Source organism: Cobetia sp. L2A1, from assembly GCF_009796845.1.
Taxonomy (GTDB): domain Bacteria; phylum Pseudomonadota; class Gammaproteobacteria; order Pseudomonadales; family Halomonadaceae; genus Cobetia.
Genome location: NZ_CP047025.1, coordinates 242,900 through 264,542 on the forward strand (window position 1 = coordinate 242,900; position 21,643 = coordinate 264,542).

Below are 21,643 nucleotides of genomic sequence, written 5' to 3' on the forward strand. Positions count from 1 at the left end.
CGGTAACTGTCCAACGCTGGTGGTGGGTTGGATGGTCGTCGCGACCACGTCGCTCGACAGATTCTGAGTGTGCTTCCTGCTAGTCACGAGACTGTCGGCAAGACGGGCAGTAAAAGAGGTTTGCTAATGAACAAGGCAGGAAAAGGCGTTGTAGCCATCGTCGTCATCGCAGGCATCATTGCGGGCGGGGTGCTGGGGTTGGAGTGGTGGCGGGTTGGTCGCTTCATGCAGGAAACTGACAACGCCTACGTGCGTGCCGACAGTGTGCCTGTGCGCGCCGAGACCACGGCGCGTATCACGCGCATGCTGGTGCACGACAATCAGCCGGTGACGGCGGGCCAGCTGCTGGTGGAACTTGATGATGGTGATGCCAAAGCCAATCTGGATCAGGCCAGTGCCCAGCTGGACAACTCGCGCACCGGCGAAGTGCAGGCCGAGCGCCAGTTGACGTTGCAGCAGGCGAAGATCGACGAGGCCAAGGCCGCGTTGGATTCCGCCAAGGCTGAGCGCGATCAGGCGGCACTCCACCTCAAACGCTCCAAGAGCCTGGAAAGCCGTAGCTACGCCTCGCAGCAATCCTATGAGGATGATCAGGTGACACTGCGCACCACCGAGGCCAGTGTTGCGCAGAAGCAGGCCGCACTGACGTCTGCCCGCGGACAGCTTGAGGTCTACAAGGCCCAGCTGGATTCGGCGCGCGCCGAGATCGTCTCTGCCGCGGCGGACCTGGCCTATGCCCGCCATCAGCTGAACAAGACGAAGATCATCGCGCCGCAGGATGGCGTGATCGGTAATCGCAGTGCTGAGGTCGGTACCATGGCCAGTGCCTCGCTGACGCTGATGCAGTTGGTGCCGGTCGAGAGTGCCTACGTGGTCGCCAACTACAAGGAAACCCAGACCGAGCGCATGCGCGTCGGGCAGCCGGTGAGTCTTGAGGTGGACGCCTATCCTGACGTCGAGTTCGAAGGGGTGGTGGATAGTCTCTCGCCCGCCACCGGGACCGAGTTCAGCCTGTTGCCGACCGACAATGCCACCGGCAACTTCAACAAGATCGTGCAGCGCGTGCCGGTGCGCATTCGCCTGACCGGCCCCAGTGAGGCGCTGCCGCGTCTGCGTGCGGGCCTGTCGGTCATTCCGTCGATCGACACGCGCGAGCTACCGGACACCGGCACCTATGCCCTGGGCGATGCCCACCTCGATGCGTCGGCGGCGGGTGATGCTGCTGCGCCAAGTCTGGCGCCGGCCAGCAAGACTGACGCTGCTGTCACGGCCGGGGCGCAGTAAGCATGGCCGAGGCAGGTACCGTATCGGGGGCCACCCACAATGACATGCCGACGCGCACGCAGCAGATAGGCTTCATTGCGGCGGTGTTCGGCATGTTCATGGCGATTCTGGATATTCAGATCGTCGCAAGCTCTCTCAACGAGATTCAGGCGGGTCTCTCGGCCAGCCCCGAGCAGGTCTCGTGGATCCAGACCAGCTATCTGATCGCCGAGATCGTGATGATCCCGCTGTCCGGCATGCTGGCGCGCATCTTCTCGACCCGCGTGGTGCTGACGGTCTCGGCGCTGGGCTTCACGGTGGCGAGTCTGGGCTGCGCGCTTTCGACCTCATTGGAAGCCTTGATCGTGCTGCGGGCGGTACAGGGCTTCATGGGCGGGGCGATGATTCCACTGACCCAGGCGGTCAGCTTCTCGATCTTCCCGCGCCGCAAGATGGGCAGCATTCAGGCAGTGATCGGACTGGTCGCGACCATGGCGCCCTCCATCGGGCCGACCGTGGGCGGCTATCTGACCGAGTACTTCAGCTGGCACTGGCTGTTTCTGGCCAACCTGATCCCGGGCATCATCGTGGCCACGCTGGTATGGCGCAATCTGGATATCGATCAGGGCGATCGCGCTCTGCTCAAGCGTCTGGATACGCTGGGACTGTCACTGATGGCAATCTTCCTCGGCAGTCTGGAGTACGTGCTGGAGGAGGGGCCGGGTGACGACTGGTTCTCGGACACGGGCATCCTGCTGTGGACCATCGTCTGCGCGCTATCCTGCATCGGCTTCTTCTGGCGGGTGCTGACCACGGACAACCCCATCGTCGATCTGCGCGTGTTCAAGAATCGTAACTTTGCACTGGGTGCTCTGGTGGGCTTCTGGCTGGGTGTGGTGCTCTACGGGCTAGTCTATCTGGTGCCGCTGTTTCTCGGCACCATCCGCGGCTTCTCGAGCCTGCAGATCGGTGAGGTCATGTTCGTGGCGGGTGTCGCGATGTTCCTGATGGCGCCGTTGTCCGGCAAGCTCTCCGATCTCATCGATCTGCGGCTGATGATGTTCATCGGTCTGGTGCTGACGGGGTTGGGGACGGGCATGAATGCGCATCTCACCTCGGGCTCCGGGTATGACGAGTTCTTCTGGCCGCAGGTCGTGCGTGGTGTTGGCCAGATTCTGGTACTACTGTCGGTCTCACGGCTGGCCATGGGGCTGCTGGCGCCGAAGGAGATCGGCAACGCCAGTGGTCTGTTCAACGTGATGCGCAATCTGGGCGGCGCGGTGGGGCTGGCGTTGATCGATACCGTGCGTGACATGCGCGAGGACTATCACTGGAATCAGATGATCAGCTCCATTGATCTGGGCCAGCAGGCAGTGGTCGATCAGCTCTACAGTTATCAGCTGTCCTTCCAGAGTCTGGATGATGCCTGGCGCGCCGGCGTCGGGATGATCGCGCAGCGCATCAGCACCCAGGCTGAGGTACTGGCCTTTGACAACATCTTCCTGTGGCTGGGCGCGGTCTATGTCATCGGCAGCGTGGTGGCGTTTGCCTTCCGCAAGCCTGAAAGCGCAAAGGATGCAGAAGATGGTGGGGCGCACTAGGTCGTGATTCATCAGGGCAGCCATCAGCTATCAGTCATCCTCGTTCTCTGTGCCACAGACAAGAAGACCCGCCAATCGGCGGGTCTCTTGCGTTGTCACTGCTGATGTCCGGCTGAAGTGGCCAGTGGGAAACGCGGGCTTACCAGCCCCAGAACATCAGGTACCAGATGGCCAGTACCGGCAGACAGGCGACCGCGACACTGGCAGTCCCGATCACGCGGGCAGCGCTGCCTGCCAGCTGGCCGCTGTTCTGTTGCTCACCGGTGATGCGCCAGGCAAGACGCAGCCCCCACAGACACGCCAGTGCCAGCAGGGTGGCGCGCAGGTCATTGGCCCACAGCAGGTTGATGCCATCACCGCGCAGCAGCGTCATGGTGGTGGAGGAAAGCCCGAGGAAGACGCCAAGTCCGCCCAGTGGAATCAGGCTCAACGAAAGATGCCACATGCGCGAGAGCGTAGCCTTGCCGCCCATCAGCAGATTGCCCAGCAGCAGCGGCAGACTGGTAATGGCCCCCAGCAGACAGCCACCGGCCACGATCCACAGCGTGATCAAGCCGCCATCGAGCAGGTTGAAGACATCGTTGTGCTCGGGGTAGTTGGTCAGAATCCACGCGGGCAGCGATGTCGTCAGCGCCCACATCATGTCGTGCTCGATCAACCACACGGCCAGCTGCTGCTTGATGGCCACGAACCACGGGCTGGCGCTCCAGCTGAAGGCGCCGATGGCGATACCGAGCAGGCCGAACACCAGCACGGAATAGTGCGTGAACTGCACTGGCTGCGGCGGCTCGACCAGCTCGGCCCCCGGTGCGCGCCATTCCAGCTGCATGGCGTCCTTGTAGCCGCTGCAACGTCCGCAGGCATGACAATCGCCGGCACTGTCGAGTTGCTTGAGCGGAATCAACGGCGCGCAGTCCGGTGCGTGCGAACGAACGGCGTCACCGTTTCTCACGGCTTGATTGTGTGCTGCCCACTGGGCCTGATCAGTACGAAAGTGGGTCGGCGACAGGCGTGCCAATAGATTGAACACGCCATTGACCGGACACAGCTGCCGACACCAGACACGGGTGCCCTTGCCGTAGATCAGTCCGACGATGATCGCCGCCACCGTCGATCCGCCCAGTACCATCAGCGCGCCAAGCGGATACTGATACACGCTGGCCAGCTGGCCGTAGAGCGTCGTGCCGAGAAAGGCCACGAAGGGCCAGCCGCCCCAGCGCATCCAGTTGGGGATAGGGCGGCCGAGGCCGATGCGGCTGGCGGCTTCGGTCAGCGTGCCTTCCGGGCAGAAGACGCCGCACCACACCCGCCCCATCAGCACCATGCTGATCAGCACGAAGGGCCACCACAGCCCCCAGAACACGAATTCGGCGAACACCGTCAGACTGGTCAGGATATGCGCCTGATAGTCTGGCAGTGGCAGCAGCGCGGGCACGACCAGCAGAAAGGCATAGATCCCCACCACCAGCCATTGGATCAGCTGGATCAACCCACGGCGCTGCTGCATCGCCTGCCCGAAGCGCGCGATGCGCGTCGGGCGTGAAGTCATCGTGCCATTTGCTGTCTGAGTGCCGCAGTTGGCCATGGATGCTTTCTCCTCGGAATTGGCTGCCTAGCGACTTAGCTACGTGCCCGTGCGGCCAGCTGACTGCGCTGATCACTGCGTTCATTCTTGCGTTGGTTCTTCATCATGCTGATCACGACGACCCAGTAGAGAGCGTAGCCACCCACCATGGTGGCGGCAGGCCACGCGCGATAGCCGGCGAAGGTTGCCAACAGGCCACCCAGGCCGCTGCCGTCATCCAACAGCCAGCTGGAATCCCATAGCGGGTCCATGCCTGCCGGCAGATAGCCGAGGCCGATCAACTGCTCAAGACCCGACATCAACAGCGAGGCGGCCAGTAGCAGCAGCAGTATCTCGGTGACACGGAAGAACAATTTCCAGGAGAACAGGCGCGACCCCAGCTGCAGTGCCATGAAGGTCGCTACGGCGAGTGCGAAGCCGATGCCGGCAGCCAGCGAGAAGCTGGCGATACCGCCGGATTGCAGGCTGGCGGCGCCCATGCCGTAGAGGAAGACGACCGTCTCGGCGCCTTCACGTGCCACGGCGATCGCGACCAGAATCGCCACGCCCCAGTAGCTGCCGGAGGAGACGGCATTCGCCAGTCCACTCTCCAGTTCTGCCTTCAGCGTGCGGCCCTTGGTACGCATCCATAGCACCATCTGGGTAATCAACAGGCAGGCGACCAGCACCAGGATGGCCTGGAAGACTTCCTGCGCGGTGCCGGTCAGCCACGTTTTGGCGCCCATCAGGGCAGCCCCCATCAGACCGGCGAGTACCAGACCGGCGACAACGCCACCCCACAGGTAGCGCAAGCCGGCGCGGGTACCGGACTGGACCAGCCAGGCATGCATGATGCCAACGACAAGAATGGCTTCGACGCTTTCGCGCCAGACGATAAACAGAACCTGATCAAACATGGCGGGACTCTCGGGAGCAGCGTGCGGATGAAAGGAACCGCGAAGCAGTTCGCACACGGACAGAGGGGAGATGGATTGCGCAGCGTTGCGGGACGTACGTGACAGCGGACATGAGGCTAGCCATCAGTCCGTCGCCACGACCTGGCCACGTGCATCTGGCAGATGGAAATCATCGAAGTAGTCATAGCTTCCCGCGCGCAGTGGATGGATGACCACGAACGATTTCACGCCCGGTGCCAGCACCTTTTCCTTGCGCAGCGAGTTGCTCTCGAATTCGGCGGGCGTATTGCCTGAGTTGTGCAGCTGAATGATGAATTTCTCACCGGCCTTCACTTCCAGCACGCGCGGCGTCAGTGTGCCGTTCTTGAGCGTCAGATCATAGGAAGGCATGTCGGAGGCTGAGGCCATGCGTGGCAGCAGGGCGGCTGACAGGATGAGCAGCAGTACAGTAGATAACCGGGCGTACAAGCGACGGGACAGACGCATGGTGAGCTCCATGGCAGGGAGTGAGGAGCAAGATGCCATCAGCATGGAAAGCGGATTGGCAAAGCGACCAATGGCCGCCACTAGGGCAGCCATTGAGCGCGGGCAACAGTAGGCGTGTCAGGGATCAGTAGCCGCCTTTCTTGCCGATGCCAGCGTAGACGAAATCGTAGTCAGTCGTGATGGTCTCCGGCCATTCAGCGACACCGGTTTCCTTATCGATATGACGCGGCATGTCAGGGTGCTGAATGGCGAGGGTCAGGTGGTACTTGCCCGGGCCGTCCAGCTTGACGTTTTTGCCATAGTGAGTGCCATCGTTGGCGATCATCGGGACCAGATCACCCTCGATCGGCGTCTCGCTGCCCTTCTTGGTCAGGGTGTAATGGATGCTGAGATAGGGAATCCAATCGCCCGGTGCGAAGCCGTTGTCATTCTCCATCAGTGCGTGGATGTCAGCTTCCAGGTGAATATCGGCCTTGTTGGCCGGCAGCTTGCCCGCGGGTGCCATGACGACTGGCTGCAGATAAACGGCAGCGATTTCCATGCCGCCTTCCTTGGCCGGCGTACCGATGGGGTATTCCAGTGCCGATGCCTGACCTGCCACAAAGGGTGCTACCAGGCTCATGGCGAGCAAGGCAGGCTTGAGCGCACGAGACAGTGTGGTGGTGACAATGTGACGTTGTGGCATCAGTAGAAGCTCGCATGATTGGGGAAAGGTGGTCTCATTATCCTGATAAGCATAAATATAACCATTCTCATTAGTGCGCCGCGTGTGTTGCTTATCTTGCAACCTGGCGTTTTCCTATATGCGATAGGTCTCAATTATCAGATATCTTGTCGCTGCCGGTTTTCTCTGCCATGGGCTGTCTCGACAAGCCGTCTAGAATGACCTTCTGGTCTGGTTCGCTACCATGCGGCATGCTGTATTCCATGACGACTCTCCCTATGACTGACGCCCCCGCGATAGACCAGCCTGCTCTGCAAAGCGGATGCCGGATGTTGCATGAACGATTGCTGGCCCGTCAGCATCGAGCCTGCCTTTGGATCAGTGCGCCAATGGCCATGGCACAGTCACGTGCCTTGGCGCTGTGTGATGCCTGGCCTGGTGATGCAAGCCCACCACTATGGCTGGGAGGTCGCGTCGTGGAGGGTGACACCCTCTCAAGCCGCTCAGCAGTCCGTTACCTCCCGATGGCCAAGGCGGCGACTCAGCTTGGCGGTGAGCAAACCTTGGTGATCTTCGATGCGGCAAGTGTCGATAGCGGCTTTGATCCCGATGCCTTCGGGGCTGTTTCCGGCACGCTGAAAGCCGGTGGCCTGCTGGTGTTGCTGACGCCGGCCGAGTGGTCGTCCGCTGACCCTGTACCTCTCCCCGATGCCGACTATGCGCGGTTGGCGCACTGGCCGGTAGCGCGTGAGCACCTGCCGACACGTTATCTGGCGCGTCTTGCACGGCGGCTTCAGCTCGATGAAGCGGTCATGTGCTGGCCTGAGGCAGAGGCATTGCCTCCCGAACTGCCACTGGGGCGGTTGCCGGAGCTGCCGCTTGAGTCTTCTGCTATCTCTGTCACCTCTGTCACCTCTGTCACCTCTGCTGCCTTTGCTGCTGATATAGGCACTTTTCCTATGGCAGAGGCGCCTTCGCTTGCAGCAGTGACGGCATGCGATGACTCAAGCGCTGATGTCGAGGCAAGGGATGCTGTTTGTTTGACGCAAGATCAAGGCAAGGGGGTGGCAGCGCTGGCGGCGCTTGCGCCTCATCAGCCACTGGTCATCAGTGCGGACCGCGGGCGCGGCAAGAGCGCAGCGCTGGGTATCGCCGCGGCACGTTGCCTGATGGCCGGTGAAGATGTGTGGCTGACGGCGCCGCGCCCTGCTGCGGTGCTGGCCATCTTCGCACGGCTGGCAGCGTTGTTGCCTGATGGTCGGCGAGAGGGAAATAACTTCCGCCTCCCTGCACAGGGCGAGCGCCCAGCTGCGACGCTGCGCTTCATTGCTCCCGATGCCTTGGCGGTGGCGCTCGCAGAAATACAGGTCGCGACATCTCGTCTTCCGGCCGCCATTCCCCGTCTCTACGTGGATGAAGCCGCGGCGATCCCCACGCCGCTTCTGAAAGACTATCTGGCGCATTTTCCGCGTATCGCCTTCGCGACCACCGTGCATGGCTACGAGGGGACCGGTCGTGGCTTCCAGCTGCGCTTTCGCGCGCATCTCGATCGTCAGTGCCCTGCCTGGCAGGCACTGGAGATGAATGCGCCGGTGCGCTGGGCGCTGAATGACCCACTCGAACACCTGACGAGTGACTTGCTGCTTCTGGCCGCTGAACCGTACGAGGTTGAGGCCGCGAAGGCCTCATCATGGCTGGCGAAGACGCAGGTCGTAGCGCTTGATCGTGAATGTCTGGCACATGATGAGGCGGCACTGACGCAGCTGTTTGGCTTGCTGGTACAGGCACATTACCGCACCACGCCGTCTGATCTACGTCAGCTACTCGATACCCCTGGGCTTACCCTGTTGGGCATTCAGGGTGATGACCCTGCAGCTGAGGCAGGCGCAGGCGACACACGATGGCTTGGCGTAGTGGCCGCGGTAGAGGAGGGAGGATTTCCTACAGCACTCGCGCAAGAGATCTGGAGTGGTCAGCGGCGGCCGCGTGGGCATCTGCTTGCCCAGTCGCTGGCGGCTCATGCCGGGCACCAGGCGGCCGCCGAAGCACGTTGGTGGCGCGTGCTACGTATCGCGGTCCATCCTGCGCTATGGCGGCACGGACAGGGCGCACGACTGTTACAGGCATTGGAGAAAAAGGCCTTGTCGAGCGGTATTACGCGACTGGGTACCAGCTTTGGGGCTGAGGCCGGATTGATGGCGTTCTGGCAGGCGCAGGGGTTTTCGCCGCTGCGACTGGGGCTCAAGCGAGATGCCGCAAGCGGTGAACATGCCATCATGATGGGCAGGGCGCTGGCGTTCGAAGCGACGCCATTGCTCTCGGCATTGCAGGCTGACTTTCAGTCTCTGCTGCCCTCTTTGTTGGCGCATGAGTTATCGGGCTTGCCAAGCGAGCTGGTGAGTCAGTTGGCTCAATCTGAGCAACGACCGCTCAGCCACCGCGATTTTTGCTCTGATGACGGCCAGCAGCAAGTGCACCATCGTCTCGACTGGTATCGCCGTGGAGGAGGAGGGGTGGCGTTGGTTCGTCCCTGGCTGACGGCTGCACTCAATGATGATACGAGTGCAGCACGTCTGAGCGATGAGATGCGCCATGGACTGACATTGGCGTTGAAGGGACAGGATGCTCCGGCCTTTATTCACTGGGCTACCACCAATGGACTTGATGGCCGTAAAGCCCGTGATCGCTGGTGTCGCGTGACGGCGGGACAGCTGATGGCTGACGAGTGTTTTCCGTTGAGCCAGCCGTGATCTATAGGCCGGGAATGCCGATCGGGCCGGGCAGATCAGGGATCGGCGAGCAGCCGCTCAGCATCAAGAGGCCCGCAATGGTTGAGATCACGGATAATAGCAGTAGGTGACGTGGCATAAGGACTCCGAGGCTTGAGGGTAGGGAAGATGGCACGGATTTACGGCCTGAGTTGGCGTTCAGGCAGATTTTTCGGCGACAAGCGTGAATCGCCAAAGGGAAGATCCACTACTGCCATCCTTGCATATTCGCACTCGCTGATCGACAGCAGCCGCCAATGACTAGCCACATCTATCGCGTGTTACGTATGCTCTGGTGAGACATGAATAGGAATCTTTCGCCATGAATGAGCATATCGACTCGTTGGAACCCGCTATCCTGTGGCGGCATTTCCGGACACTTTGCAATATCCCGCGTCCTTCCGGACACGAAGCGGCATTGGTAGCTCACCTCATTGCCTGGGCAGCGTCGCGCGGCCTCGCACATGATCGCGATAGCTTCGGTAATCTGCGTCTGCGCAAGCCAGCCACATCGGGCCATGAACAGGCCCCTGGCATCGTGCTACAGGGCCATCTGGACATGGTGGCTCAAGCGGCCAGTGGCTCTGCACATGACTTTACGCGTGACTCGCTGGATACCTATCTGGAAGACGGCTGGCTGAAAGCACGCGGTACGACTCTAGGGGCTGACAATGGCCTCGGTGTGGCAGCGGCGCTGGCCGTGCTCGAAGATGATGAGCTGGTGCATGGCCCGCTTGAGGCGCTGTTCACCCTCGAGGAAGAAACCTCGATGGGCGGCGCGCTGAACCTGGCCGAAGGCTGGCTTGATGGGCGTTATCTGCTCAACCTGGATTCCGAAGATCGTGGGCAGGTGTATATCGGTTGCGCGGGTGGTGCGGATATCAACGTCTCCGCTGCGTTTGCCACCTCCTCATTGCGTGAGGATGAGGCGGGTCTGGAGATCACCATTGGCGGATTGGTTGGCGGTCATTCCGGGCTGGACATACATCGCGGTCGTGGCAATGCCAATCGCTTGATGTCTCGGGCACTGGTAGAGCTGGCCGAGTTTTCCCCCCGACTGGTGAGCTGGTCTGGCGGCACATTGCGTAATGCACTGCCGCGTGAGGCACAGGCGAGCCTGGTGCTGTTTGATGAGCATGTCTCCATTGCTCGCCAGCGTCTGGCCGCCTTCGAAGCGCAGATTCGTGATGAGTTGCGTGATACTGACCCCGAGGTGACGCTCACGCTGGGTCGCAGCAACGCCGAAAGTGCCTTGTCGGTCACTGATAGTCACCAGCTGATAGCCGCATTGGATGCTGCACCTTATGGCGTGGAACGCATGAGTGCCGCGGTGGAGGGCGTGGTAGAAACGTCGAATAACCTTGGTGTGGTCCAGCTACGCGAAGGTCATTTCCGGTTATGCGCACTGGTACGCTCACTGCGTGATGATGCGGTAGTCATGATGGAGCAGCGCATCCGCGGCTTGTTTGGGCTGATAGGGGCGTCCACCGTGGCTGAAAATGCCTACCCGGGCTGGAAACCGGTGCCCGAGGCTGCGCTGCTGGCGCGCTTCTGTACGCTGCATGAAGCGGTGACCGGCCGCGTACCAGAGATCAAGGTGATTCATGCAGGGCTTGAATGCGGCATTCTTGGCGCCAAGTATCCGGCGCTCGAGATGATTTCCTTCGGGCCACTGATTCGCGGCGCGCATTCGCCCAGCGAACGGGTTGAGGTCGAATCGGTTGGCGAGTTCTGGCAGGTGCTCAAAGGCTTGATTACGGAGCTGGCAGGACCCAAGGGCGCTTGAGCAGCCTTTAGTATCACGAAAAACGACAACGCCTCACCGGTTAGCCCGGTGAGGCGTTGTCGTTTTTCGTGTAATACCAGCTCTCATCATCAATTGATATTGATGCGTATTGCCGGTATCCCGATCCCTGTACCGCTCCGGTGATAGCGACGCGAATCATGGCGGAGAGACTCATGGTACTGGTGTTGAGGTTCGCGATAACGAGGACGTGGCTGATAACGGTCGTGCTCGTAGTCGCGGCGTTCAGAGTAGCGGCGCTCTACCACGCGTGGCTTATCAAACATTTTGAGGTGGCGGCGCTTGATGGCCTCGTGGCGGCTGCTGGGAGTGCTGTGTCGTACGCTGTGGTCGTTGCCACGTGCCTGGTTGCCGTGGCGCTGGCGGTCATCCGCAGCGGTGGGTGCGGCGACGACTAGCATCAGTCCCAGACCCAGCAGTAGTGGTGCCAATATGGTGGTGTACATGGGGCGGTCTCCCGTGTTGTCGGATAGTCACCCTTATCGATCCCTGCTATCAGGATATCGGGTTGTCCGGTGTTTTACGAAAAGCGTTTCCTAATATGACATGCACTTGCTGAGGTCTTGCAATGCCGTCGCTATCTGGCGTCATCCGGTGTCTGTGGTGTAAGTGACTGCTTGCAAGATGGTTTTTGGAAGAGGTGATGCCATCAGGTGCATAGCAGCACAAGTGAAGCTCGGGAAAGTGCGGTGCGCAATGAATCCCTGAACGACAACGCGCCCTTGCCAGAGCGGCAGGGGCGCGTCAGATGCAGCATTCCAGCGTTTACCTCAAGGGATTACGCGTGCTGGTGTTGGTGCTTTCCTTCGGCCAATTCTTCGATCAGCTTGGCAGTAAAGGCATCCAGATCTTCTGGAGTACGACTGGTGACCAGTGCGTTGTCGCAGACGACCGCACTGTCTTCCCACTGGGCGCCGGCATTCTTGAGATCTTCGGCGACAGAGGAGAATGAGGTCATCCGACGTCCCTCAACGACACCAGCATTGATCAGTATCCAAGGTGCGTGGCAGATGGCGGCGACGGGCTTGTGGGCCTGGAAGAAGGCACATACGAAGTTCAGTGCCGTCTCGTCCTGACGTAGGGTGTCAGGATTGAATAAGCCGCCTGGCAGCACCAGACCGTGATAGTCGTGCTCGCTGGCTTCACCGAGCAGTTTGTCGACCTGGTAAGTGTCGCCCCAGTCGGTCTCTGCCCAAGCACGAATGCCGTCTTTCTGTGGAGAGACGATGTGAACCTCCACGCCTGCTTGCTGGAGTGCAGCGCGAGGGACTGCCAATTCTGATTCTTCGAAGCCATGCGTGGCGAGAATGGCGACGCGCTTGCCTTGCAGTTGCTGAGCCATACGTATCTCCTTCCCTTCATGCGGGTCTTGGTAGCGAGAGGGGCGAGCTGACGGTAAGCCGACCTACACCCTGTGGCAGGTGGGGACTCACCCGATTTCGCCCTGACACTCAAGACATGGATGCGCGATACTGACTTTCAAGGGGGCTGAGCCCTCGTGTTTCTTCCTTGGCCGCGGAGTGCCCGATGTCGCTGTTTTCTGAATCTGTCGCGCTGTTATGGCTGTTGCTTGGCATTCTGTTGATGCTTTCATTGGTTGCCGGGCTGGGCTGGCGGCGTGCGCGTGAGAATGTTCATGTGCTTGAAGTGCGTGTTGACGAGACACAGGAAGCGTTCGAGCAGACGCGCGAGGCGCAACAACAGGCAGTCCAGCGTGAAGCACTGGTCGAGCAGCAGCAACGCCATGTCGGTGAGGCATTGCAAGAGGCGCGTCAGACACGCGATGAGCTGATGGAGCAGCGTGAGACTCTTCAGATACGGCTGGATCAGCAAGCGCGTGCCCTGAGTGAGCAGCAGACACTGGTGCGTGGCCTGACGCGTCAGCAAGAGGTGCTGGAGGCACAGCTCCTGGAGCGAGACGAGCGCTTGGAAACACTGGCCGAGCGTTATAGCGAGCTACGTGAAACTCACGCTGCTCTCGTGACTCGCCAACGACAAGAGGCCGGCCATCATGCCGAGCAACTGGCGCTGCTCAACGACGCCCGCGCGCGGCTGAGTCAGGAATTCGAGCAATTGGCCGGTCGGATCTTCGAAGAGCGTCAGCAGCGCTTTACAGCGTCCAGTGGTGCCCAGCTCGAACAGTTGCTCAAGCCGTTTCGTGAGCAGGTCGGCGACTTCCGGCAGCGCCTTGAGCAGCTGCATGGCGAGGAAGTGCGTGAGCGCACCAGCCTCAAGAGTCAGCTCGATCAACTGGCAGGTCTTAATCGCCAGATCACCGAAGAAGCCGCCAATCTGTCGCGCGCACTCAAGGGCGACAGCAAGATGCAGGGCAACTGGGGCGAGATGATTCTCGAGACGGTACTGGAGCGCTCCGGACTGCGTGATGGCATCGAGTTCAAACGTGAAGTGTCGTTTACTGGCGAGGGTGGGCGTCAGCGGCCGGATGCCATTGTCTATCTGCCCGATAACAAGCATCTGATCATCGACGCCAAGGTCTCGCTCAAGGCCTATACCGACTACGTGAATGCCGATGATGAGATCAGCCGTAGCCGTGCGTTGCGGGCGCATCTGACCTCGGTTCGTGGGCATGTCACAGGGCTGGCGCGACGAAACTATCCGGCCATCGATGGGTTGGCCTCACCGGACTTCGTATTTCTGTTCTTGCCGATGGAGCCGGCCTTTGCACTGGCCTTTGAGCACGATGACAGCTTGTTTCAGGATGCCTTTACGCAGGGTGTCGTGATGGTGACGCCAACCACGCTGTTGGCCAGTCTGCGCACCGTGGCCAGCCTGTGGAGCCTTGAGCGCCAGAATGACAATGCCCGAGTGATCGGTGAACGGGCAGGGGCACTGCTCGACAAGTTCCGCGGGTTGGCCGAGTCGCTGGAAGAGCTGGGGAGCCAGCTAGGCCGTACTCGTGAAGCCCATGAGACGGCCATGAAGCGTCTGGCCAGTGGGCGGGGCAATCTGATCAGTCGCGCCGAGGAGTTGCAGGAGTTGGGCGCACGCATGAAGAAGCCGTTGCCAGAAGCCCTGGTGCGTCAGTCGCGGGAAACCTCTCACCTTGCTCAGGCGCAAGAGGCAGCGTCCCCATCCGCGACAGCGTCATCGCCAACAGCAGTACTTGCGCGGCACGAGGAGGCGCCGGTGTCAGACTCTGTGCACCAGACGATGGCGAATGACGAGCCAGAGCCATCAGCATCGCAGGATTCGGCGTCATCACTCTCCCGTTGGGAGCATCTTGAGCGCAAGTGGCAGGGCGATACCCTCTGACGCATCTTGCTTTCTCTTTCCTGCAGACATTCTCATGGCGGCTCCCGAAAGGGGGCCGTTTTTGGTTGCGTCGGAAAGGCCAACGCAAGCTAGCGCTATCTTGATATTGCCCATCGAGAAGTGGCGTTGCTGGAGGACTATCGAGGCGATGCAAAAAATTAGCGTTTTCTTTGCATCCATCTCCAGTACCCCCGCGTAAGTTGGATTGAGCCCGCAGTGATGGGGTGAAAGTGACACATTAATAACTTTTGGCTCATCAATGAGCATTTTTCTCAGGAGATGTACCCATGTCTACCAAGTCCAACAAGTCCGCCAAGACCGCTTTTGCACTCGCTTCAGCACTCGGTACCGCTGTTGCCTTGTCTGCTGCTGTCGTCTCCATTCCGGCTCACGCTGCCGACATGGAAAAGTGCTACGGCGTGTCGCTGACCGGTGAAAACGATTGCGCTGCGGGCCCGGGCACCTCCTGTGCCGGTACGTCCACCTCTGACTACCAGGGCAATGCCTGGAAGCTCGTCCCGGAAGGTACCTGCACGTCCATCGAAACGCCGAATGGCATGGGTAGCCTGGAAGAAATCAAAGGCTAAGCACTGGGTTCCGGGTAATTGATCCGCGACCGACGTCCGGTGGCATATTCACCATCGTCCACCGGACGTCAGCAGATTTCAGAGGTCTACATGCACAATCAACAACGACTCGCTGGTCATTCCGATGTCTATATCGCGCCATCCACACTGGATGACACCGCGATAGGCATCAGCCTCAAGGCGCAGCATGTTCGTGAGTTGATGTCGTCACGCCCGGTGCTGGGGTTTCTCGAGATACATGCCGAGAACTACATGGGCGCTGGCGGGGCTCCTCACGCACGGTTGGATGCATTGGACGAATATCCACTCTCCATTCATGGTGTGGGTTTGTCGCTGGCCTCGGATCGACCGCTGGATGCTGCGCATCTGGCACGCCTCAAGACGCTCTGTGAGCGCCACCCGCCCGCCAGTGTGTCAGAACACCTGGCCTGGGCCGGCCATAGCGGCCACTTCTACAATGATCTGCTGCCGGTACCGCTGACAGACGCGATGCTGGCACGGGTCAGCGATAACCTGGCACGGCTGCAGGACGCCCTGGGCCGTCAGGTGCTGATTGAAAATCCGGCGCATTATCTGCGTTTCGATGCGCAGGCGCTTGGTGCCGAACTGATTCCTGAAACTCACTTCCTCAACCAGCTGGTGGAGCGCAGCGGCTGCGGACTGCTGATTGATGTCAACAATGTCTTTGTCTCCGCACACAATATCGGCGTGGACCCTGTTGCCTGGCTTGAGGACATACCGGCCTCAGCCGTGGGAGAGATCCATCTGGCAGGCCATATCGAGGATGAGCACGAGGGGTTGTTGATCGATAACCACGGTGCACTGGTCAGCGATGAGGTCTGGGCGCTCTATGCCACTTTCATCGATCGGATCGGCACACGCCCGACCCTGATCGAATGGGATACCCAGGTGCCTGAGCTGGAGGTATTGCTGAGTCAGGCAGCGCGCGCCCGGACGCTGATGCAAGCATCTTCGACGCAGGCTGTCGTCTGTCTGCGCGAGGAGAGTCGCTCATGAGTGCCTCGGAACCGGCGCTTCCCTCCGGGGATCTTGTCAGCTGGCAGCAAGACTTCGTGTCAGCGCTTGGGAAGCCGGATGTCTGGCTGGTGGGAATCGAAGCGGCACATCAGCAGCGGCTGGACGTCTATCGTAACAACGTCTGGGCCAGCCTTATCGCAGCGTTGGAAGAGGCGTATCCCGTGACCCGTCAGGTCGTCGGTGAGCGCTTCTTTGCGGCATTGGCGCATGATCATGCCCATCAGCACCTGCCGGAATCGCCCTTGATGATGCACTACGGGCGCGGCCTCGATGAAACGCTGCAGAGCACGCTGGCCATACTGGTGGCGAATGGCCAGGCATTGGCTCAACAACTGCCGTTCTACGCCGTGGATCTGGCGCGCCTGGAAGCGGCACGGCTCGAGGCGTACCACGCAGCGGATGCCGAACCTCTGGCGCCAGCTGAGCTGGCCTCATTGGCGCCAGAATCACTGATGGAGCTACGTTTCACAGCCCATCCTGCTGCCAGGTTACTGCAGCTCGACCACGCAGTGCTGGAGATATGGCAGCGTCATCAGCAGCCACAGGCCACCTTGTCAGGGCTCGATGTCGAACGCCCTCAGGCGCTCTTGATTACCCGGCCGGTGCTTGAGGTCCAGGTACTGACGATATCGGCTGCCAGTGTCGTGTTGCTCAAGGCACTGATGCGAGGTGACACCCTCGCGGATGCCGCCGAGAACCTCGCGCAGCAATACCCCGAGGAAGATCTCGGGGTATTGCTGGCTCCGGTATTGAGCAGCGGTGCATTGCTATCTCTTGCCGATCATCCGACATGCTTGACTGACTGACCGAATTCTTCCATGCGGCCGGACATTTCTGGATGTTCCATGCCACGCCATTCCGCGCGCAGGCGCAATTACTGGAGGTTTCATCATGAGCCTTGAGTCATCATCGACGCCCGTGGTTCACACGGGAATTGCAGGACAATTGCTGAACGTATTCAGGTGGCTGGAAAACCTGCGCATGGACGTCGTGTTGATACTGATGAGGATCGTTGTTGGCGCCGTCTTCTTCATGTCGGCACAAACCAAGGTCGACGGCTTCGCCCTCAAGGAAAGCACCTTCTTCCTGTTCGAGTATGAATACGCGCTGCCGCTGGTTTCGCCCGTGTTGGCGGCGTATCTGGCAACCTTTGCCGAACACTTTTTCCCGCTGATGTTGTGGCTGGGCCTCGGGTCACGTTTTGCAGCGTTGGGACTGGCTGTCATGACATTGACCATTCAGCTATTCGTCTATCCTGAAGCTTGGGTTACTCATGGTCTGTGGTTGGCCAGCTTGCTGGTGCTGGTGTTGCAGGGTCCGGGACGCCTGTCGCTGGATCATCTGATCCGTGCACGTCAGGGCTGATGTGCCGAGCAGTCATTCGTCAGAAAGCACAACGGAGACCCATGGGTCTCCGTTGTGCTTTCTGACGTCTAGGAGTCACCTGCGTATTGAGACGTAGTGTCTCAAGCAGCTTCATCTGAGCGTTGGTGCTCAATCTCAGCGCGAACCATCTCGACACTGGCGGCATCGATATAGTCATTGGCGTATGCATGGCGCGCCATATCGAGACTATCAGTGCTGAGCAGCATGTCGCAGCCGAGCGCTGAGAGCTCCTCGCTTAACGTGGCCAGCTCGGTCTTGCGCGAGTTGGAATCGCCGATCTGGCGGATATAGATCGCACAGATACGCCCCGGGTAACGGCGCACGACATCAGCGTAGACTTCAGGGTCATGCTGGCCGCTATCACCGATCAGCAGGAATTGCATTTCATCGTAGAGATCGAGCATCTTCTCGATCAGTGCCTGTTTATGGTCTTCCGAGCGCTTGGGCAGTGGGCGCTGCAGCGTCAGACCCCATTCGCGCAGGAACAGTATTGGCCCGACGGGGATGCGGTTGTGCTGAAAGAAGACCTCGAGCATTTCGTAGATGCTCCACGGTCCACGAGAGACGTAGAGAAGGGGGCGTTGCTGTTGGCCATCAGACCCTTCATGCAATGCCTGATAAAGCGCCGCCACGCCGGGAAAGGCCATGCGGCGTTCGGCAGATTCGATAAATAACCGATAAAGCATCTTCAGTTTGTTGGCGACACCGGTATGCATCACGGTGTCGTCGATATCGCTGATCACACCTAGTCGGGTACTGGCGGGAGGCAGGTAGATCTGTGCCTCGCCCTCCACCGCAGCCTGCTTCGGCGGGCGCGCGATCAGTTGGGCCGTTTGCCACTGGCCTTCATGCGCGAGAGATGAGGTGAGAGGAAGATGCACGCTGAAGTAGCCATCACGATCAGTGGTCACGGTCGTGTGGTTATCACCGAGACTGACGTCTACTTCCACGCCGCCCTTGCCCCAGCGCAGCATGCGACGAGCAACATCCATCAGGTCGCGTCCAGCACCTGGTGCGAGCTGGCTGCGTGAACCGGGCTGCTGGAAGATACGACCCATCAGAAAAACTTCACTGCGAGAGCCATAGCCACGGTAGGCATGAATGACGCAGCCGTCTTTTCCTTGTGAGTGACGCATGGGTTTGGCGGCCACATGCAGCAGCTTGCGTAACAGACGTGTCAGTGGCAATGACATGCTTTCCTCCTTGAATATCGGCCAGATGATCCGCTCCGGGTACAGGTCATCCCTCTGTTTTCTGCGTCATAACTACAACGCCGCCTTCTGCCCTCCGTGAGAATACGGGGGAAGAAGGCGGCGCTTGCTCTGACGATGCCTGGCGGTGGAGCTCGGCCGTGTAGTGCTGGATATTGGAACTGAATGTCAGAGTCGAATATCAACGCTGTGCAGCCGAGTGATCCTGGCCAAAACGATATCAGCCGAGGTAGGCAGACAGCATCCAGACAGTTTTTTCCTGCTCGCGGATGTAGTCGCCAACCAGCGAGGCGGTACCTTCATCGTCGGCATCAGACGCCACGGAGAGAATCTCGCGCTGCAGTTCGATCAGTGACTTGTAACCTGCCAGTAGACCCTTGACGCAAGTGATGCCATCACTGACGTGAGTGTCTTCCTTGATGGTCGCCACGCGAGAGTAGTCGCTGTAGGCGTGCATCGGCTCGTGGCCCAAGGTCAGGATGCGCTCGGCAATCTCGTCGACCTTGGTCAGCAGGTCGGTGTAGGTTTCTTCGAATTTCACATGTAGCTCGAAGAATTGATTGCCCTTCACGTTCCAGTGATAACCACGCGCGTTCATGTAGAAGGTCTGGTAGTTGGCGAGCAGAATGTTGAGGTGTTCGGCCAACTGAGTGGCGGTTGACGTGTGCAGGCCAATGGCATTGGTATCGGTGGACATGAATGACTCTCCCTATGGAATATGAAATTAACCGGCGCTGTGAGATAGGCCGGCGACGCAGGGGATGAGCCTACGACGCGTCGATGAGACCAGTGTAGAGCGTGCCGTTGCAAGGAGGGTAACGAATTTGCTGCATTGCCCTCATCGTTGATTTCTATCACGGCGCTTCCTACCTAGATGAGGCATGTGGTTGGCCTTTTCAAGGCAGGTGCAGCATATCGTTTTGATGTTGGTCGGCCGATAAACGCAAAGACCCCGCACGGGGCGGGGTCTTTGCGACAGCCGATGCTTTGGCTGTCGATCACGATACCTGTATCAGGGTACCGTTTCTCACAGTGCTGTCGAATACATTGGTATCCAACAAGGGACTGTCAGTGATCGCTTGCTCAGTTACGAGCCATGTGCAGGAAGTGCATATGCTTCTCGTACTGATCCAGCACATCACCGATCACCTGCTCCTTGGTATAGCCCATCACGTCGTAGGTCTGGCCGCCTTCACGCAGGAAGACCTCGGCGCGGTGCTGGCGCTTGACATCGCTTGAGCCCTTGCGCTTGACGTTGCGCAATGCAAAGGCTGGTGCCGCATATTCGCGTACCCGAACGCCATAGACGAAGTCGATTTCTGTGCCATGACTGACCTGCAGGTAGCTACGGTCATCTTCATTATTGATGCGCGTGTCCAGCCCCTGAGCTTCAAGCTCGGTGGCTACGTCGGCGAGTGCAGGCGTCACGATGTCACTGACAAATTGCTCGACATTCTTCTGACGTGGTGTCTCGACCAACGTTTGTACACGCTTCTGCCAGCTGCGAGCACCACCGGCCGTGTGGCCCGGTGTGTTGCTCAGGTGCTGCATGGAGCGCTGCTTCACGCCTTCAAGACGCAACGCCTTGAGCAGGCCGTAGCATACGAACATCAGGATGATGGCGAATGGCAATGCCGAGGCCAAGGAGGCCGTCTGCAGAGCGCCCAGGCCACCGGCCATCAGCAACGCCACCGCGACAAAGCCTTCCGTGAAGGCCCAGAAGATGCGCTGCCATACCGGTGATTCATCACCTTCCTTGGAGGTCAGCATATCGATGACCAACGAACCGGAGTCAGAGGACGTGACGAAGAAGGTCACGACCAGAGCCGTCGCCAGCATGGAGGTCACACCACTGAACGGGAACAATTCAAGGAACTTGAACAGCGCCACGGAAGCATCGTTGGAAACGGCACCTGCCAGATCACCCGCAGTGTCGGTCAGCAGGAGATGCAGTGCGGTATCGCCGAAGAAGGTCAGCCACAGGAAGGTGAAGCCCATCGGCACGAACAGCACGCCATAGACGAACTCACGAATGGTACGGCCGCGCGAGACACGGGCGATGAACATCCCTACGAACGGAGACCATGCAATCCACCAGCCCCAGTAGAATAGCGTCCAGCCACCTAGCCACTTGGATGGACCTTCCTCGGGCATGTAGGCGTACATGTTGAAGGTCTTGTCGACGACCTCGCTGAAGTAGCCACCGATGTTCTGAATCAGCGACTGCAGCAGGAACACGGTCGGACCGACGCACAGCACGAACAGCATCAGCGCCAGTGCCAAGCCGAGGTTGAGCTCGGAAAGACGACGAATGCCACCGTCCAGGCCCGCTACCACGGAGATGGTCGCCAGGCAGGTGATGATGGCGATCAGAATGATCTGGGTGTTCAGGCTATTCTCGATGCCGAACAGATAGTTCAGGCCGGAACTGACCTGCTGAACCCCCAGGCCCAGTGAGGTCGCGACCCCGAACATGGTACCCAGTACGGCAAAGATATCGACGGCGTGGCCGATCGGACCATGCACGCGCTTGCCGATGATCGGATACAACGCAGAGCTGATGCGCAGCGGCAGATTATGACGGAAGCTGAAATATGCCAGCGCCAGCGCGACGACAGCGTAGACACCCCATGCATGCAGGCCCCAGTGGAAGAAGGTGGTCTTCATCGCTTCGCGAGCGGCTTCCACAGTACCTGCATCACCGACAGGCGGTGCAGTGAAGTGCATCACTGGTTCAGCGACGCCATAGAACATCAGGCCGATACCCATGCCTGCTGAGAACAGCATGGCGAACCAGGATTTGTAACTGAAATCCGGTTCCGAGTGATCCGGGCCGAGTTTGATATCGCCATAGCGTGAGAAGGCGAGACCCAGCGTGAAGATGACGAACAGACCCATGGCCAGCAGGTAGAACCAGCCGACCGTGTCGATGATCCAAGTCTGTACGTGGCCGAATATATCCTTGGCCGCATCTGGCCAGAGTACGGTGAATACCACGAATGCCAGGATTATGATGGCGGAGCCAAAGAATACCGGCGGATTCAGCTTCGCGACCGTAGGTTGGTCAGCGTTTTCTGACAT

At 59.6% G+C, this 21,643-nt stretch carries 18 protein-coding genes; 9 read left to right on the forward strand and 9 right to left on the reverse strand.

The window, feature by feature from the left end:
* Window positions 1-126: 126 nt before the first annotated feature.
* Window positions 127-1,284, forward strand: a complete 1,158-nt coding sequence (locus GQR90_RS01140) for an HlyD family secretion protein (RefSeq protein ID WP_158772536.1) — start codon at window positions 127-129, stop codon at window positions 1,282-1,284.
* Between the two features lie 2 nt (window positions 1,285-1,286).
* Entirely contained in the window at window positions 1,287-2,864 is a 1,578-nt protein-coding gene (locus GQR90_RS01145) for a DHA2 family efflux MFS transporter permease subunit (RefSeq protein WP_158772537.1), read from the forward strand.
* 139 nt (window positions 2,865-3,003) lie between these two features.
* On the opposite strand, the gene GQR90_RS01150 is transcribed toward GQR90_RS01145, so the two are convergent.
* The 4 genes from GQR90_RS01150 to GQR90_RS01165 all read right to left on the reverse strand — a co-directional run bounded on the left by GQR90_RS01150 (window position 3,004) and on the right by GQR90_RS01165 (window position 6,516).
* Complete coding sequence (locus GQR90_RS01150; RefSeq protein ID WP_158772538.1) at window positions 3,004-4,449, reverse strand: 4Fe-4S binding protein; 1,446 nt, start codon at window positions 4,447-4,449, stop codon at window positions 3,004-3,006.
* A 35-nt stretch (window positions 4,450-4,484) separates the two neighbouring features.
* Window positions 4,485-5,345, reverse strand: a complete 861-nt coding sequence (locus tag GQR90_RS01155; protein WP_158772539.1) for an FTR1 family iron permease — start codon at window positions 5,343-5,345, stop codon at window positions 4,485-4,487.
* Between the two features lie 123 nt (window positions 5,346-5,468).
* Complete coding sequence (locus tag GQR90_RS01160; RefSeq protein WP_158772540.1) at window positions 5,469-5,831, reverse strand: cupredoxin domain-containing protein; 363 nt, start codon at window positions 5,829-5,831, stop codon at window positions 5,469-5,471.
* Window positions 5,832-5,955: 124 nt separating this feature from the next.
* Window positions 5,956-6,516: an iron transporter gene (locus tag GQR90_RS01165; RefSeq protein ID WP_199269453.1), complete on the reverse strand. Its 561-nt coding sequence runs from the start codon at window positions 6,514-6,516 to the stop codon at window positions 5,956-5,958.
* A 308-nt stretch (window positions 6,517-6,824) separates the two neighbouring features.
* On the opposite strand from GQR90_RS01165, the gene GQR90_RS01170 reads away from it, so the two are divergent.
* Together GQR90_RS01170 and GQR90_RS01175 are read left to right on the forward strand one after the other, a co-directional pair.
* A complete protein-coding gene (locus GQR90_RS01170) occupies window positions 6,825-9,245 on the forward strand; it encodes a GNAT family N-acetyltransferase (protein WP_233266377.1) in 2,421 nt (806 codons plus the stop codon).
* A 340-nt stretch (window positions 9,246-9,585) separates the two neighbouring features.
* Window positions 9,586-11,049 carry an aminoacyl-histidine dipeptidase gene (locus GQR90_RS01175; protein ID WP_158772542.1) on the forward strand — a complete coding sequence of 488 codons (1,464 nt, stop codon included), beginning with the start codon at window positions 9,586-9,588 and terminating at the stop codon, window positions 11,047-11,049.
* Window positions 11,050-11,138: 89 nt separating this feature from the next.
* On the opposite strand, the gene GQR90_RS01180 is transcribed toward GQR90_RS01175, so the two are convergent.
* Together GQR90_RS01180 and GQR90_RS01185 are read right to left on the reverse strand one after the other, a co-directional pair.
* Entirely contained in the window at window positions 11,139-11,513 is a 375-nt protein-coding gene (locus GQR90_RS01180; RefSeq protein WP_158772543.1) for a hypothetical protein, read from the reverse strand.
* Between the two features lie 332 nt (window positions 11,514-11,845).
* Window positions 11,846-12,409, reverse strand: coding sequence for a type 1 glutamine amidotransferase domain-containing protein (locus GQR90_RS01185; protein WP_158772544.1), 564 nt, complete (start codon window positions 12,407-12,409; stop codon window positions 11,846-11,848).
* Between the two features lie 185 nt (window positions 12,410-12,594).
* Here GQR90_RS01185 and rmuC point away from each other — a divergent pair, with 185 nt between their 5' ends.
* From rmuC to GQR90_RS01210, 5 genes are all read left to right on the forward strand, one after another.
* Window positions 12,595-14,340 carry a DNA recombination protein RmuC gene (rmuC, locus tag GQR90_RS01190; protein WP_233266378.1) on the forward strand — a complete coding sequence of 582 codons (1,746 nt, stop codon included), beginning with the start codon at window positions 12,595-12,597 and terminating at the stop codon, window positions 14,338-14,340.
* Window positions 14,341-14,627: 287 nt separating this feature from the next.
* Entirely contained in the window at window positions 14,628-14,927 is a 300-nt protein-coding gene (locus tag GQR90_RS01195; RefSeq protein ID WP_158772545.1) for a BufA1 family periplasmic bufferin-type metallophore, read from the forward strand.
* 90 nt (window positions 14,928-15,017) lie between these two features.
* Window positions 15,018-15,944 carry an MNIO family bufferin maturase gene (bufB, locus tag GQR90_RS01200; protein ID WP_158772546.1) on the forward strand — a complete coding sequence of 309 codons (927 nt, stop codon included), beginning with the start codon at window positions 15,018-15,020 and terminating at the stop codon, window positions 15,942-15,944.
* A complete protein-coding gene (locus GQR90_RS01205; RefSeq protein WP_158772547.1) occupies window positions 15,941-16,771 on the forward strand; it encodes an HvfC/BufC N-terminal domain-containing protein in 831 nt (276 codons plus the stop codon). Before bufB ends, GQR90_RS01205 begins: the two co-directional genes overlap by 4 nt.
* An 85-nt stretch (window positions 16,772-16,856) precedes the next feature.
* A complete protein-coding gene (locus GQR90_RS01210; protein WP_158772548.1) occupies window positions 16,857-17,330 on the forward strand; it encodes a DoxX family protein in 474 nt (157 codons plus the stop codon).
* Between the two features lie 101 nt (window positions 17,331-17,431).
* Here the strand turns inward: GQR90_RS01210 and GQR90_RS01215 are convergent, their stop codons facing one another.
* From GQR90_RS01215 to GQR90_RS01225, 3 genes are all read right to left on the reverse strand, one after another.
* Entirely contained in the window at window positions 17,432-18,544 is a 1,113-nt protein-coding gene (locus GQR90_RS01215; protein WP_233266379.1) for an App1 family protein, read from the reverse strand.
* 238 nt (window positions 18,545-18,782) lie between these two features.
* Complete coding sequence (locus GQR90_RS01220) at window positions 18,783-19,259, reverse strand: Dps family protein (RefSeq protein ID WP_158772549.1); 477 nt, start codon at window positions 19,257-19,259, stop codon at window positions 18,783-18,785.
* Between the two features lie 386 nt (window positions 19,260-19,645).
* A complete protein-coding gene (locus GQR90_RS01225; protein ID WP_158772550.1) occupies window positions 19,646-21,643 on the reverse strand; it encodes a BCCT family transporter in 1,998 nt (665 codons plus the stop codon).